The sequence below is a fragment of the Dactylosporangium sp. CA-092794 genome (assembly GCF_050948465.1).
GTDB lineage: Bacteria > Actinomycetota > Actinomycetes > Mycobacteriales > Micromonosporaceae > Dactylosporangium.
In genome coordinates this window covers 3,280,237-3,294,595 of record NZ_CP192044.1, presented here as the reverse complement: position 1 = coordinate 3,294,595, position 14,359 = coordinate 3,280,237, and the positions used below count along the sequence as shown (strand labels likewise).

The window sequence follows — 14,359 nt, the reverse complement described above, 5'->3', positions numbered from 1 at the left end:
ACTTGCCCCCCCATCCCGGCTAACGTTCCTGTTCACAGCACTAGACGGTCCAGCCCCAGGACACCTCGACGGTACCGTCGAGGCGTTTGTCCAGCCGCCGATACCAGTCGGGCGCCGGAAAGTTCAGTGTGCTGATCTGCGGCGCCGCCAGCCCTCGTCGCTGAGTGCGCAGGACGAAGTCGAGCAGCCGGTCGGGGTGCAGCCAGGCGATCGGCAACCCGGCGGCGTCGGCCGGCCCGAACCGGTTCGCCTCCACCCGTTCGTCGACGATCACCGGCAGCACCTCGGCCATCGGCAGGTACCCCCGCACCCGCTGCGCCTGCCGCCCTACGTCGGCGACACCGCTGCCGAACCCGCAGACGAACACGCCACCGGGCCCGGCCATCACCAGGTCCAGGGGCTCCGGGAGCCCGTCGTCGAGGTAGAGATCGCTGATGTACCACCACCATTGCGGCGGGCAGGACTGCAGCGCCGCGCAGTCGGCGTTCCACTGGTGCAGCAGCCGCCGCTCCCCCGCCGCGAGCCGCGCCTCGAGGCCCTCCGGCACGAGGGCCTCGCCGTCACTGAGGGTGGTCCGCAGCAGGCCGGCCAGCCAGGGCAGCCCGCTCACGGTCACCGAACGACCGGACGGAGCGGGCAGGTCCCGCGGTTCATCGGCGAGGTCGGCCCGGCAGACGAACGCCCGCACGGCCTCGACGGCCCGAGCGGCGCTGTCGGCGCCCTGGACCGCAGCCACGTAGTCGTCCCCGATGACCGTCCACACGACGGCGGCCCGACCGGCCCCGAAGACCAGGAAACACTGCACCCCGAACCCGGCCACCCCGTTGGCCCGCCGCCAGCGCCCGCCCGCCGCGGTGTCGATGGCATCCATGACCTCCTCGGTCGCCTTCCGCCACCGGAGGCTGGTCACCCCGCACCGCCCGAGCCGGCTCATCGGCGAATGCCAATGTGCCTCCTCGGCCCGGGCCCGCTCGTTGCGAACCGCCCGCCCCACCGCACTACCAACCATCGACCCGATGAAGTACGCAGACACCGCTGCACACTAACGACACCGACCCTCTTGGCTACAGTCCGTTACCTCGTTCGGGTCAGGTCGACGCGGGGAGTCGGCGGGGCGATAGGCCAAGCGACGGTAGCGGGCCGGCAGTGTCCAACTCGGACGGGAAACTGCAATTGCTGCGATCGGGCCGCAAAGCGCCCCACCGGAACCTGATTCTCAACGACCGGGACTGTAAGAAATCTTGACAAGCCCCAACGACCATTGGTGACGGTGCCCGAGTGTCGGGCTAACTGAGGCTACCGTCTTGCGCGTTCCGCTCATGCCGAGAGGAGTGCACTGTGCGGACCACAGTTCTCGTCGGCCATCTGTGTCATGTACCGCTCGTCAGCTTCGGGCCGCGGGCTTCGATGCGGTCGATTGTCTGGCGGCTCCATGCTTGGATGGCCGCAGCCTGGTCGGAGGTCAGTGCCTCGAAGAAGTAGCGACGAATATTGCTTCCGTGGCCCACGATGGCGTTCTGGGCCGCGCTTCGGCCTTTCGCGGTCAGGCGAATGCCGGCGCGGCGGCCGTTGGACTCGTGGTCGGTCCGATCCACCAGCTCGCGGTTCTCCATCCGGGTCAGCTGATGCGCGACGCGACTCTTCTCCCAGCCGAGTGATTCGGCCAGTTCGCCGACCCGCATCTCACCGCCGCGGGTCTCGTGCAAGGTCACCAGCACGCTGAACTCGGCCTTGGAGATGCCGTGGTCCCGCTGCAGATCCCGGTCGAGCTCGCGGTGGAGCAAGCGTTGTGCCTGCATCCAGGTGTGCCACAGCTCCCACTGCTCCGGTGCCAGGGTGCGAGGTTCGGCCATGGCCGAAATCATACCGACGCTGGAGTTGACGCGACAACTCCAGTCGGTACAGTTGTCACGTCAACTCTAGGAGGGCCCGGGCATGGAACGAACAGTCGTGATCATCGGCGGAGGCTACGGCGGAACGCTGGTGGCCAAGGAACTCGACGCCGACGCGAACGTCATCCTCATCGACCCGAGGGAAGGCTTCGTCAACGCGGCCGCGTCGCTGCGGGCACTGACCCGCCCCGACTGGGCACCCAACGCGTTCTTCCCGTACGCAACCCTGCTCGAGCGGGGACAGATCATTCGTGATCGGGCGGTCTCGGTGGACCCGCACGGCGTGACACTCGCCTCCGGCGAGCGAGTTCGAGCCGACTACCTCGTTCTAGCCACCGGTTCCGACTACCCGTATCCGGCCAAACCTCGTCCGGACAAAACGGGGATAGCCGAGCAGTTGGACGACCTGCGCGAGACACACAAGGAGCTGTCCGGCGCCGCCCGTGCGCTGATCCTCGGCGCAGGCCCCGTCGGCCTGGAGCTGGCCGGCGAGATCACGGACGTCTGGCCGGACAAAAGCGTGATCATTATCGACCGGGCCGCTGAGCTGCTTGCCGGCTTCCTCCCCGAGGTGCGTGACAACCTGCACCGCCAGTTGAACGAACGCGGCATCGAGCTGCGGCTCGGTACCAGCTTGACCGCGCCGCCGCCGGTCCCAGCCGGCACGGCCGCCCGTTTCGCGGTCACCACCGACAACGACGAGGAGATCGTCGCCGACATCTGGTTCCGCGCGTTCGGCCTCCAGATCAATACCGGCTATCTGGTGGACGGACACCTCACCGCCCTGACCGACCACGGAATGATCCCGGTAACCCCACACCTGAACGTCCGAGGCCACGACCGCGTCTACGCCGTCGGTGACCTCGCCGACCTCCCCGACCCGAAAATGGCCTCCTACGCCATGGAACACGCCGTCATCGTGGTCGCCAACATCAAAGCGCAACTCGCTGGCGAGATGCCCGAAGCGATCCACATCCCGACCTCCGACCGACGGATTCTGCTGCCACTGGGAACCCACGCGGGCGTCGGCCAACTCCCGACCGCAGACGGCCCCGTCGCGGCCACCGCGGAGACAGTCCACCAGCGCAAAGGCGCCGACCTGTTCACCGCACGATTCACCGCCCGTTTCAACCGGAGCCGCCCTTGAACCCCTCCATTTGCAGCTGTCACAACTGATCTGACGCACTCTCATGCCGCGTTGGGAGGTCTGGCGTTCATCGGCGGTGGTGACGCACGGTAGTACGTCCGCAGCGAGCGCCGCGCCGGCCCGCGAGACGGTCGGAGCGCCGTGACCGGGTCAACCTTCCACATCGGTGCCCCGATTGCCACCTACGAACAGATGAGCTCACCTCGGCCCGTCTAGGGGCCCAGGGTCTTTGCGTAGTCGATTGACAGGTGTTTGACCTGGGTGGATGTCGGTGTCCGGGCCGGGGGCCGGGCTGATACGAGACGGGTGCGACCCATCGGTGATCATGGAGTTGCTGAGACAACATGACACCGACGAAGGACCGCACCCGCTGATGCCATCATCGCTGATCGACGTGATCCGCCAGCACGTACCCACCGCTGCCAGCCTCACGATGGCGGCTCGCGTCGAGCAGCCCCGCGGCCTGCTTGCGGCCCTGGCCCGGGTGCCTGATCCGCGCGACCGGCGTGGGATCCGTTACTCCCTGGCAAGCCTGCTCGCGGTGGCCGTGTGCGCGGTCCTGGCCGGCGCGGTCACGTTCGCGGCGATCATGGACTGGGCCGACGACCTCGACCCGGCCGCCGGCCGCCGGCTCGGGTTCACCGGCCGGGTCCCCGTGCTGAGCACACTGTGGCGGCTGCTGATCCGCGTCGACGCCGCCACGCTGCAGGCCGTGCTGACCGACTGGCTGCGGTCCCACCTGCCCGTACCCCAACCGACCGTGCGACCCCACTGGCGGATCATCGCCATCGACGGCAAGGTCCAGCGCGGCGCCCGGCTACCCGACGGCCGGCAGGTCCACCAACTGCCGGCCTACGACACCACCGACGGCGTGGTCCTGGCCCAGGTCCAGATCCCGGCGAAGTCCAACGAAATCCCGGCGTTCACCCCGCTACTCGAACAGGTCGTGGCCCGGCTCGGCAGCCTGAACAATGTGGTGTTCGTCGCCGACGCACTGCACGCGCAGGTCGCCCACGCCCGCGAGGTCGCCAGACTCGGCGGGAACCTGTACGTTGCGGTCAAGGCCAACCAGCCCACGTTGTTCGCCCAGCTCAAACAGCTTCCGTGGGCGCAGGTCCCGGTCGGGGACCACCGCCGTGACCGTGGGCACGGACGCCGGGAGACCCGCACCGTCAAGGCCCTGACCGTGTGCACCCCGGGTGGTATCGCGTTCCCGCACGCTGAGCAGGCGGTACGGATCACTCGCACCCGCATCGTCGGCGACCAGCGCACCCACGAGATGGCATACCTGGTCGTGTCCCTGCCCGCAGACCAGGCACCACCGGCTGACCCGCAGGACTGGGCCTGCTCCGAGTGGCACATCGAAAATCGGCTGCACTGGATACGCGACGAAACCTTCCGCGAAAACGCCCACCAAGCCCGCACCGGCAACGGACCCGCGGTCGCAGCCGTCCTCCGCAACACCGCGATCGGATTCCACCGCAGCAACGGCGAACCCAACATCGCCCGAGCCACCAGACGCGCCAACCGCCGACCACACGACCTCATCGACGCCGTGACCAGGAACTACCTGACTACGCAATGACCCTGGAATCTCACCCCTCCGCCCGAGTTCCGCAGTTCGGGGCTTGATCTAGATACCGTTTGAGGCGTTAGCGCTGGTCGCGGGGTTGGCGAGCCGCCCCTGAGCGGAAGATGCCTAGTAACACGCTTCGGCTGACTACTGAGCGTTGAGCTGGGCCGATAGGTATATGATCTAGAGCTGTGTATGTACGAACGACATCACGGCGGACCAAAGACGGCAGCGAGGTGCGGTATCTACAGCTCGCGCACAACGAGTGGGACGCGGACGCCGGGCGGTCGCGGCCGCGGATCCTGTTCTCCTTCGGCCGTGAGGACCAGCTCGACCGCACCGGGATCGAGCGGCTGATCGGCGCGTTGTCCCGGCTGCTGGACCCGGCCTCGGCCGCTGCGCTGACCGCGCCGGCCGATCTGGCGGTCACCGGCTCGCGGCCGCTGGGCGGGACGTTCATCCTGGACGCGTTGTGGCGCAGGCTGCGGATCGATGCGGCGGTCACCACCGCGCTGGCCGGGCGGCGGCTGGATGCGGCGGCGACCGAGCGGGTGCTGTTCGCGCTGGTCGCCAACCGGGCCCTGGCCGCCTCCTCCAAACTGGCCGCGACCGGCTGGATCAGCAACGACGTGCACATCGACGGGCTGGCCGAAGTCTCCGACGACGCCTGCTACCGGGCGATGGACGCGCTGGTCGACGTGGACGCGCGCGTGGCCGAGCAGGTCTACTTCGGGGTGACCGATCTGCTGAACCTTGAGGTCGACCTGCTGTTCTTCGACACCACCAGCACCTACTTCGAACTCGACGAACCCGATGAGCCGGTATGGCGCGACGAGCACGGCCGCGTGGTGGACGCCGGCGATCCGGTCGCGGTGCGGCACGCGGGGTTCCGCTCGTTCGGCAAGTCCAAGGACTCCCGTGACGACCTGCCGCAGGTCGTCATCGGCATGGCCGTCACCCGCGACGGTATCCCGGTGCGGGTGTGGTCCTGGCCCGGATCGACGGCCGACAGCAAGCTGATCCGGCAGGTCAAGAACGACATGCGCGCCTGGTCGCTGTCCCGGATCGTGTGGGTCGCCGACCGTGGCTTCTCCTCATCGGGCAACCGCCGTGAGCTGATGCGCGGCGCCGGCGGCTACATCATCGGCGAGAAGCTGCGCTCGGGGTCACCGGAGGTGCAGGCCGCCTTGTCCCGGCAAGGCCGCTACCAGCACGTCCGCGAGAACCTCCAGGTCAAAGAGGTCAACATCGGCTCCGACGACCGGTTCGTGCTCTGCTACAACCCCGAGCAGGCCGTCCGCGACGCCGCCACCCGCGAGCGGATGATCGCCCAGCTGGAGCAGGCGATCGCCGGCTCGGACACGCTCACCGGCACCGAGCGCGCGAAGCTGGAGGGCGTCATCTCCACCAAGCCGCACCTCAAGCGGTTCCTGCGCACCACGCCCGGCGGGCTGCTGCGCATCGACAAGAAGAAGATCGCCGCCGAGGAGAACCTGGACGGCAAGTACCTCCTTCGCTGCTGCGACCCGAACCTGTCCAGCGAGGACATCGCCCTGGGCTACAAGCAACTGCTCGAGGTGGAACGCGGCTGGCGCGACATGAAACAGATCATCGACCTGCGCCCGATCTACCACCGGCTAGAGGAGCGTATACGCGCCCACGTGCTGCTGTGCTGGCTGGCGCTGCTGCTCATACGCGTTGCGGAGAACACCTCCGGACAGACCTGGCAACGCATCCGCACCGAGGCCGACCGGCTGCACGCCGTCACCTTCACCGGCCCGGCCGGCACCTTCCGGCAGACCACCGAGCTCACCAAGACCCAGCGCGACCTGTTCACCGCGCTCGCAATCGACCCGCCCAAGCGAGTCCAGGCCGCCATCCCAGCCGCCTGACCGCCGAACCCCAGGTCAAGACCTCGCCACGGCCTCCGACCGCCTAGACACACGCCCCGTCACCAGCCGAGGGCGCATTTCCGCACGTCACCAACCGGATCCGCGGCCTATTCAACACCCCTACCTGCGGAACTCGGGCTCCGCCCCCACAGATCCGGACGTGAACCTCTCGATTCATCCGGCTCGTGCCGTCCAGCAGCAGGATCGGGTGGCCGTGCCCGGCCTCGCGCACGCTCAGCGCGAGACCGGGCCGCGGCCGCAGCACCGTCAATGCCGGTGAGGCGGTCATCGCGCGGCGGTCCTTTCCGTCAGTGCACTTCGGCGTCGGGGGCGTCGAAGGCGGCGAACATGTCGATCAGCGACCGCGGCGCGTTGTCGTCGAAGATCACCTCGAGGCTTTCGGCGGACTCCCGGGCGACGCCCTCGCTGCGCTCGAACAGGTCCCGCTCGTATGCGGAAAGGGCCGCCTCGATGTCGCCCGGGTGGGCGGCGATGGCCTTGCCGAGCTCCGAGCCGTCGAACATGGCCAGGTTTGCGCCCTCACCGGCGAACGGCGACATCACGTGCGCGGCGTCGCCCAGCAGCGTCACGCCGGCGGTCCGGTCCCAGCGGTGCCCGACGGGCAGCGCGTTGATGGTCCGCGGGATCAGCGCGCCCTCCGCCTCGGTGATCAGCGACCGCAGCTGCGGCGCCCAGTCGTCGAACTCCTCAAGCAGCACCGCCTTGCCCTTGTCGGTGTCGGTCCAGTCGATGCCGTCCAGCCACTCCTGCGGCTTCTTCAGGGCGATGTAGATGTGCAGGCTGCCGTCGGTCTCCTTGTGTGCCAGGAAGCCCTTGCCCGGCGCGAGGGCGAAGAGCATGCCTCCGCCGACGACCGAGGCGGGCACCGGGTGCTTGCGGTCGGCGTCATGGTGGTCGACCTCCACGAAGGAGACACCGGTGTACTCCGGCGTGGCCTTCGACAGCAGCGGCCTTATCCGCGACCAGGCGCCGTCCGCGCCGATCAGCACGTCGGTGGTGACCTTCTCGCCGTCGGCGAAGGTAAGCTCGTGCCGGCCGCCGCCGAGCGGTTTCGCGGCGGTGACCTTCCTGCCCCACTTGATGGTGCCCTCAGGCAGGGAGTCGAGCAGGATCTGCCGCAGCTGGCCCCGGTCGACCTCCGGCCGTCCGCCGTCGCTCTGCTCCTCGGACTCCTCCCTCAGCACGGTGTTGTGCTTGTCGAGGATCCGTATGGCCTGACCGCCGGGGTGGATGATCGCCTGGAACCGCTCGAACAGGCCGGCGTCGCGCAACGCGACCTGCCCGTTGTAGTCGTGGATGTCGAGCATCCCGCCCTGCGTGCGGGCGGCCGGCGAATCGTCCGACTCGTAGATGGTCGCGGCGATACCGCGGACGTGCAGGACCCGGGCCAGGGCCAGCCCGCCCAGCCCCGCGCCGACGATGGTGATGGTGATGGTGGGAGTGCTCACGATGCCTCCAGCGAATCGGGTGTATCCGGCGAAGTTCCCCAAATAACGGTACTGAACAAGTTCGCGACGAACATGTTTTCCGTGGATCTGCGTCGCCGCCCGGGGCGCCCGGGCGAGATCGGCCCACAGCGCCCGGCCCGCAGTGAGCCGGACGCGTCGTGCCCGGTGGGTCAGCCGGCGCGCAGACCGTCGATGAACGTGCCGAAGGCCCAGCGCCGGCGCTGGTCACCGGTCCCGGACAGGATTTCGTCACGCACCCGGGCCAGGTGCGGGTAGGTGTCGGGCCTCGCCTCGGCCACCGCCGCGGCCAGGTCCTCCTCCTCGCCATCGGCCTCGACCGACTCGGCCCGGCTGCCGTGCTCGGCCGCCATCGCGGTGGCCTGTTGCAGCAGGATGTCGACGCCCCAGGCGGCCTGCCTCGCCGGTAGACCACCGGCCAGCAGCAGCCCGAGCAGCGTGTCGATCAGCCGCAGGTAATGCGGCCCGGAAGGGCGCAGCATCAGCACCGAACGCGCCAGGCTGGGGTAGGAATACAGCAGGTCGGTGTAGGAGCACAGCAGGTCGAACAGCTGCTCGCGCCACCGCCGCGGATCCGGCGCGCCGGGCCGCTCCAGGCCGGCGACCAGCTCGTCGAGGATGGCGCCGTGCAGCTCGGCCGTGTTGCGCACGTAGACATACAGCGACGCCGGCCCGGTGTCGAGCTCCGCGGCCAGCCGGCGCACCGTCAGCCGCTCCAGGCCCTCCACCCGCATGACCGCCAGCGCGGCGGCCACCAGGGCCTCCCGGCTCAGCGGCGGCTTGGCCGGGCGATCACGGCGACTCACGGGCACTCGACGCGGGCTCATAACACGATCGTAGCGAACATGTTCGTCCAACGCACGCGCGAGGCTCGGATTCCGCCAAAGCCACCCACCCGCCCCGACCGGCCCTTCGGCCGGTGCACGCGCGGCGCACCCGGTTCGGCCAAAGCGGCCCGTCGCGGCCGGCCCTGATGCGATTCTGCATGGAGGCGTTCAAGATCGAGTCAGTGCGGAGGTCTGGACATGACGAAGCCGAGCGTGTTGGTCGCCGGAGCCGGCCTGGGCGGCTTGTGCCTGGCCCAGGCGCTGCGCGGCCACGGCATCGAGGTGCGGCTGTTCGAGCGCGACGCGACACCGTGGGACCGGCCGCAGGGCTACCGGCTACACCTGGAGGCCGACGCGCTCAACGCGCTCCGCGAGGTGCTGCCGCCGGCGCGGCACGCCCTGTTCGAGACGACCGCGATGCGCACGACCATTTACACCACGATCCTGAGCCCGGCGCTGGGGGTGATCAAGAAGATCCCGACGGACGACGGCCAGGACAAGGAGCATTGGCCGCAGTACGTCACCGACGAGACGGTGCACTGCAACGTCGACCGCTCCACGCTGCGCGAGATCCTGCTCGACGGCGTCGAGGAGCTCGCAACCTTCAGCAAACGGGTCGTGTCCTACGAGTCCGGCCGCGACGGGATCACGGTGTCCTTCGCCGACGGCACGACCGCGCACGGCGACATCCTCGTCGGCGCGGACGGCATCCGCTCCGCCGTGCGCGCACAGCGGGCACCGGACCTGCGGACCATGGACGCCGGCGTGCAGGCGATCTACGGCCGCGTCTCGTGGGCGGCCGCCGAGGCCCTGGTGCCGGACGAAGCGCTGCGCGATGTGTTCACGATCGGCATGGACGACCGGAAGGTGTTTCTCGGCCTGGGCGCGGTCAAGTTCCCCAAGGAGCCGTCCGAAGCGGCCCGTGCGGCCGGCCGGCCGGGCCTGCTCAGCCCGCGCGAGGACTACCTCGTGTGCATCGTCGGCGGCCGCCACGAGCACTTCCCGCGGCCCCACGAGGAGCTCCGGGGGATGTCGCCGGCCCGGATCAAGCAGGAGGCGCTGGCGGTGATCGCGGACTGGCCGGAGTCGGCCCGCCGAGTGGTGGAAGCCGGTGAGGCGGAGTCGTTCTTCAGCGTCGGGATGTTCACCAGCGTGCCTGGCGCCCTGGACCGGCCGCACAACGTGACGCTGCTCGGCGACGCCGTCCACGCCATGACGCCGACGCTGGGCCGCGGGGCAAACCTGGCCATGCGCGACGGCGCCCTGCTCGCGCGGCAGATCAAGAAGGTCGCCGACGGCACCGCGACCATCCCCGAGGCGCTCGCCGACTACGAGGACGGGCTGACCCGGTACGGTTTCGCGGTGGTCCGCGAGTCCGTCGAAATGGGCGAGCAACGCATGGCACAAAACCCGCTCCCCCGCTGACCCGCGACTCTACGCCGACTCACGGCTCCCCCGCTGACTCACGGCTCCGCGCTGCGAGGGCGCGCAGTGGATCGGCGCCGCGCGCTTCGTCGAGCAGGGCCACTTCGTGCAGAACCTCGGCGACGGCACGTTCGCGCACTCCGGCAGCCTCGCCGTGCGGGCCGCCGTCGACGCTGGCGTCAACGGCACGGCGGTCGCGGCCAACATCGCCGCGTTTCGCTTAGGACGCCGGCTGGTGGCCGAGCCGGCCGGCCCGGGCGCCCCGGCGGCCGACGCCGACGAGTACCGGTTCGGCGTGACCGACGAGCGGCCCGCGTCGGTGGACGTGCCCGGGCTGCACGACGACCTCGCCGGCTACCAGGACTCGCGCTACGCCGCGCGGTTCCGCGAGCGCGTCGATCGGGTCCGGGCCCGCGAGGCCGAGGTGACCTGCGCGACGGCGCTCGGCGACGCGGTCGCGGTCAACCTGCACAAGCTGATGGCCTACAAGGACGAGTACGAGGTCGCGCGGCTGTCCCTCGACCCCGGCGTGGCCGAGCGGATCGCCGCGGACTTCGGCGCGGGGGCGCGCGTGCACTACCGGCTGCACCCGCCGATCCTGCAGACGCTTGGCCTCAAGCACAAGCTCAGCCTCGGGCCGTGGATGCGGCCGGTCTTCCGGGCGCTCGTCGCGATGCGGCGGCTGCGCGGGACCGGGCTCGACCCGTTCGGCTTCGCCGCCGTGCGCCGCACGGAGCGGCGGCTGGTCGCCGACTACGAGTCCACGGTCGGCGCGCTGCTCGACGGGCTGAGCGCGGACAACCACGAGCTCGCCGTGCGGATCGCGGCGCTGCCCGACATCGTGCGGGGCTACGAGGAGATCAAGCTCGGCAACGTGGCGCGGTACCGCACCGAGAAGACCGAGCTCATGCGGGAGTTCGCGGACGTGCGCACTCCCGCATGAGGCCGCTACCGGTCGGCGGCGCGCCGGTCCATGGCGCGCCGCGCGAAGCTCAGATCCCACATGATCATCGGGTTGTAGTGCTCGAGCTCCGGGGCCGAGCCGAGCCGGATCCGGCGGGCGATCGACACGCCCTCCGGAGTCGGCACGGGCAGCTCGGACAGCTCGTCGCGCAGGATCGCCTGGAGCCGGGCGAGCCCGGCGTCATCGAGCTCGCCGAAGTGCTCGGCGAGCAGCTCGCGGCACTGTGACCGCATGATGCCCAGCACCTGCCCGGGATCGCGGCGGAACAGGTCCGTCGCGTCGAAGGCCGCGTCGACCAGGGCCTGCACGGCGTCGCGCTTGCGCTCGGCGACCGCCTCGGTCGTGGTCAGGGTGACGGTGGCGCCCTCGAACGGATACGGCTTGTAGGGCACCTCCGTCAGGCCGGCGGCCAGCGCTTCGCCGGCGTAGAGGTTGGGCACGAAGCACGCGTCGCACTCCCCCTCCACCACCTTGCGCCAGTGCCCCATCCGGCCGTACTGCCGGTCGGGGTAGGTGACGAACTCGACCGACGAGCCGAGGCCCACGTCGCGGGCCCACAGCTGCGGCAGCAGCGCCTGCGGGCCGGGCGAGCGCAGCGCGAAGCGCTTGCCGCGCAGGTCGTCCACCGCGGCGACGCCGGGCCCGGCGAGCAGCTTCTCCGGCCACCGGCTCGCGGTCGAGGCGACGCAGACCAGGGGCAGCCTGCGGGCGCGGTAGCTCTGCAGGCCCCAGTAGTTCTCGGCGATGACCTCGATCTCGCCGTCGAGCAGCAGGTCGCCCCAGTCGTGGCCGGTCGGGCCCGCGGTCAGCCGCGACATGTCGTAGCGCACGATCCGCAGCCCCAGGCCCCGCCGCGCCGCGCAGTGCCGCAGCGTGAACAGGTAGGGCGTGCGGTCGACGTCCCGGTAGGTCACGCTCAGCGTGTGCATGGCGGGGCGTCCCGCTCAGCCGGCCAGGGCGATGACGTCGAGGGCGAAGTGCGCGTTGCCGCCGGGGGCCGGGCTCGCGTCGGAGACCTCGACGGCCGTGCGCGCGGGCGGGTCGGTCGGGAAGTACTCCAGCCACACCTCGTGGAAGTCCTTGCGGTGCTTCAGATCCGTCAGGTAGAGCATGACGTGCACGACGTGGCGGAGGCTGGAGCCGGCGCCCTCGAGCGTCACCTTGAGGTTCTCGAACGCCTGCCGCGCCTGCGTCTTCGGGTCGTCGCTGAGCACGTTGGTCTCCGGGTCGCGGCCGCGCATCGCCGACAGGAAGATGAAGCCGTTGGCGCGCACGCCCGGGACCATGCCCTGGATGCGTTCGGGCGCGCCCGGCGGGTTGGGGATCGTTTCGCGGTCCATGGTGGGAGTCCTCACTTCAGCAGGAAGTCGGTGACGAGCCGGGCGAACTCGTCGGGGTGCTCGGTGGCGACGAAGTGGCCGCTGTTGCCGCCCCACAGGTGGGCCCGCACGTCCGGGATCTCCTCGAGCGCGGCGAGGATGCCGGCGACGGGGATCATGCCGTCGTGGTTGCCCCAGGTCACGAGAACCTTGGCCGTGAGGGAGCGAAGCTCCGCCACGAGGTCGGAGTTGGAGGCGGCGCTCATCTCCAGGCGGCTCTGCAGGTGCGCCGGATTGTCGGCGGCGCGGAAGCGTGCCTCGAGCGCGGCCCGGGTGCGCAGTTCGGGATTGGGCGTGAACTGCTCCATCATCTTCTCCATGTTGGCCATCGACGGCTCCCGGGCGAAGTCGCCGACGGCCTTCAGGCCCGGGGTCAGGCCGGGGTGCTGGCTCGGCGCGTAGGCCTGGATGACGACGCGGCCCACCCGGTCCGGGTAGTCGATGCCGAAGCGCAGCGCGGCGGCGCTGAACGCCGACGAGCCGTAGAGGTGAGTCTTTTCGATGCCGAGGTGGTCGATGAACCCCTTCTTCAGCCGGGCGCAGAAGATGTCCATGGGCACGCCCTCGCGGCTGACGTGCATCTGGGACTCCCCGAACCCGGGCATGTCGACGAGGAACACGCGGAAGTGCTCGGCGAGCGCGTCGAGGGCCCACTTGGTGTTGTCCCAGGCGTTGGCGCCGGGGCCGCCGCCGTGGGTGCAGATGAGCGCGGGGCCGTCGCCGGCCTCGTTGTAGTGCAGCCGGATGCCGTCGATGGTGACGAACCGGTCGGTCTCTTCCTTCGTGTACTTGCGCGAAACCACGCGTGAGCTCCCTTCCATAGCAGGCCGGCTAGAAGCGCCAGAGGCCGACGCCCATCCCCATGAGGCCGCGGTACATCGGTTCGTAGACGAGCGTTTCGGGCTTGACGTCCCGCAGTACACCGAGCAGGACGATCCACTGCCGCAGCTCCACCTCGCCGTTGTCGAGCAGGTCGCGCGACGACAGCTCCTTCAGCGCCGCGCCGTTGCCCTGCTCGATCGACTTGAGGACCTTGCGGTCGAAGTCCTCGCAGATGTCGCCCATCGACAGCGGGCCGCCGTACTGCGGGTACGGGTACCCGGCGCTGAAGTGGGACAGGCCGCCGGAGGCGTAGAGCACCACCCGGCCGGCGTCGGGCAGCGAGTCGAGGCAGTCGCGGATGCCCTCGCCGAACTCGTGGCAGCGGGCGGGCGTCGCGGCCGGCAGGTTGATCGCGTTGACGAACACCAGCACGACGGGTGCGGTCGGGCGCAGCAGCGTCAGCACCTGGGCGTGCGCGTGGGAGATCAGCAGGTCGTCGGGGAACGCGCTGGACGACGTCACGTCGAAACCGCGCTCGACCAGGCCCGCGTGCAGCGCCTTGGCCAGCTCCGCGTCGCACCGGTAGCCGGTGGTCTCCTTCGACTCGGGGTCGTAGGCGTTGACGTGCTCACCGGTGTAGACGGCGAACTGCGGTACGGTGTCGGTGTAGTTCTCCTCTTGGTCGTCGCCGATGATGATCACCGTGTCCGGTGCCAGCCGGACGAGCTCGTCCTGCAACTGCCGGAAGGCATCGGCGAGCCGCCGGAAGCGCTCGGCGCTGTCCTCGGCGGTCTCGTTCGCGATCTTCGGGTGTTCGGCCGGGACGGTGCCGTACTTCGCGGCGAACCGTTGCCGGCTCAGCTCCCGGCGGGTGTCCCAGGACTGGGGGTTGAGCAGGGCGTAGGCGTGTGAGGACGCCATTGCCGCCAGGATCTCGGCCATCGGTGGTCT

The 14,359-nt window shown here is 69.9% G+C and carries 13 protein-coding genes; 5 read left to right on the top strand and 8 right to left on the bottom strand.

All coding sequences use genetic code 11. From position 1 onward, the window contains the following. Positions 1 to 40: 40 nt before the first annotated feature. On the bottom strand, positions 41 to 1,033 hold the full coding sequence (locus tag ACQPXD_RS14310) for a hypothetical protein (protein WP_432838525.1): 993 nt from the start codon (positions 1,031 to 1,033) through the stop codon (positions 41 to 43). A 337-nt stretch (positions 1,034 to 1,370) separates the two neighbouring features. Beyond that, the gene (locus ACQPXD_RS14305) at positions 1,371 to 1,853 is read right to left on the bottom strand and encodes a MarR family winged helix-turn-helix transcriptional regulator (protein ID WP_432838523.1); all 483 of its coding nucleotides are present in this window, start codon (positions 1,851 to 1,853) and stop codon (positions 1,371 to 1,373) included. An 82-nt stretch (positions 1,854 to 1,935) separates the two neighbouring features. On the opposite strand from ACQPXD_RS14305, the gene ACQPXD_RS14300 reads away from it, so the two are divergent. From ACQPXD_RS14300 to ACQPXD_RS14290, 3 genes are all read left to right on the top strand, one after another. Next, entirely contained in the window at positions 1,936 to 3,039 is a 1,104-nt protein-coding gene (locus ACQPXD_RS14300; RefSeq protein WP_432838521.1) for an NAD(P)/FAD-dependent oxidoreductase, read from the top strand. Between the two features lie 373 nt (positions 3,040 to 3,412). Next, positions 3,413 to 4,624 (top strand): ISAs1 family transposase, encoded by a 1,212-nt coding sequence (locus tag ACQPXD_RS14295; protein WP_432838519.1) that lies wholly within the window; start codon positions 3,413 to 3,415, stop codon positions 4,622 to 4,624. Between the two features lie 179 nt (positions 4,625 to 4,803). After that, complete coding sequence (locus ACQPXD_RS14290) at positions 4,804 to 6,504, top strand: IS1634 family transposase (protein ID WP_432824727.1); 1,701 nt, start codon at positions 4,804 to 4,806, stop codon at positions 6,502 to 6,504. A gap of 308 nt (positions 6,505 to 6,812) precedes the next feature. On the opposite strand, the gene ACQPXD_RS14285 is transcribed toward ACQPXD_RS14290, so the two are convergent. Both ACQPXD_RS14285 and ACQPXD_RS14280 read right to left on the bottom strand, forming a co-directional pair. After that, positions 6,813 to 7,973, bottom strand: a complete 1,161-nt coding sequence (locus ACQPXD_RS14285; protein ID WP_432838517.1) for an FAD-dependent oxidoreductase — start codon at positions 7,971 to 7,973, stop codon at positions 6,813 to 6,815. A gap of 170 nt (positions 7,974 to 8,143) precedes the next feature. Next, complete coding sequence (locus ACQPXD_RS14280) at positions 8,144 to 8,797, bottom strand: TetR/AcrR family transcriptional regulator C-terminal domain-containing protein (RefSeq protein ID WP_432838515.1); 654 nt, start codon at positions 8,795 to 8,797, stop codon at positions 8,144 to 8,146. A gap of 219 nt (positions 8,798 to 9,016) precedes the next feature. On the opposite strand from ACQPXD_RS14280, the gene ACQPXD_RS14275 reads away from it, so the two are divergent. Further along, a complete protein-coding gene (locus ACQPXD_RS14275) occupies positions 9,017 to 10,243 on the top strand; it encodes an FAD-dependent oxidoreductase (protein WP_432838513.1) in 1,227 nt (408 codons plus the stop codon). A 106-nt stretch (positions 10,244 to 10,349) separates the two neighbouring features. Next, positions 10,350 to 11,186 (top strand): DUF6537 domain-containing protein, encoded by an 837-nt coding sequence (locus ACQPXD_RS14270; protein WP_432838511.1) that lies wholly within the window; start codon positions 10,350 to 10,352, stop codon positions 11,184 to 11,186. 5 nt (positions 11,187 to 11,191) lie between these two features. Here the strand turns inward: ACQPXD_RS14270 and ACQPXD_RS14265 are convergent, their stop codons facing one another. The 4 genes from ACQPXD_RS14265 to ACQPXD_RS14250 are packed head-to-tail and all read right to left on the bottom strand — an operon-like array spanning position 11,192 to position 14,350. Further along, positions 11,192 to 12,136 carry an ABC transporter substrate-binding protein gene (locus ACQPXD_RS14265; RefSeq protein ID WP_432838509.1) on the bottom strand — a complete coding sequence of 315 codons (945 nt, stop codon included), beginning with the start codon at positions 12,134 to 12,136 and terminating at the stop codon, positions 11,192 to 11,194. A gap of 15 nt (positions 12,137 to 12,151) precedes the next feature. Beyond that, a complete protein-coding gene (locus tag ACQPXD_RS14260; RefSeq protein WP_432838507.1) occupies positions 12,152 to 12,547 on the bottom strand; it encodes a RidA family protein in 396 nt (131 codons plus the stop codon). Positions 12,548 to 12,558: 11 nt separating this feature from the next. After that, positions 12,559 to 13,389, bottom strand: coding sequence for an alpha/beta fold hydrolase (locus ACQPXD_RS14255; protein ID WP_432838505.1), 831 nt, complete (start codon positions 13,387 to 13,389; stop codon positions 12,559 to 12,561). A gap of 28 nt (positions 13,390 to 13,417) precedes the next feature. After that, positions 13,418 to 14,350 (bottom strand): hypothetical protein, encoded by a 933-nt coding sequence (locus tag ACQPXD_RS14250; protein WP_432838503.1) that lies wholly within the window; start codon positions 14,348 to 14,350, stop codon positions 13,418 to 13,420. Positions 14,351 to 14,359: the final 9 nt, after the last annotated feature.

Coding starts and splice junctions, on each gene's coding strand:
- ACQPXD_RS14305 (WP_432838523.1), bottom strand. CDS start 1,853: ATGGCCGAACCTCGCACCCTGGCACCGGAGCAGTGGGAGCTGTGGCAC.
- ACQPXD_RS14300 (WP_432838521.1), top strand. CDS start 1,936: ATGGAACGAACAGTCGTGATCATCGGCGGAGGCTACGGCGGAACGCTG.
- ACQPXD_RS14295 (WP_432838519.1), top strand. CDS start 3,413: ATGCCATCATCGCTGATCGACGTGATCCGCCAGCACGTACCCACCGCT.
- ACQPXD_RS14275 (WP_432838513.1), top strand. CDS start 9,017: ATGACGAAGCCGAGCGTGTTGGTCGCCGGAGCCGGCCTGGGCGGCTTG.
- ACQPXD_RS14265 (WP_432838509.1), bottom strand. CDS start 12,136: ATGCACACGCTGAGCGTGACCTACCGGGACGTCGACCGCACGCCCTAC.
- ACQPXD_RS14260 (WP_432838507.1), bottom strand. CDS start 12,547: ATGGACCGCGAAACGATCCCCAACCCGCCGGGCGCGCCCGAACGCATC.
- ACQPXD_RS14250 (WP_432838503.1), bottom strand. CDS start 14,350: ATGGCCGAGATCCTGGCGGCAATGGCGTCCTCACACGCCTACGCCCTG.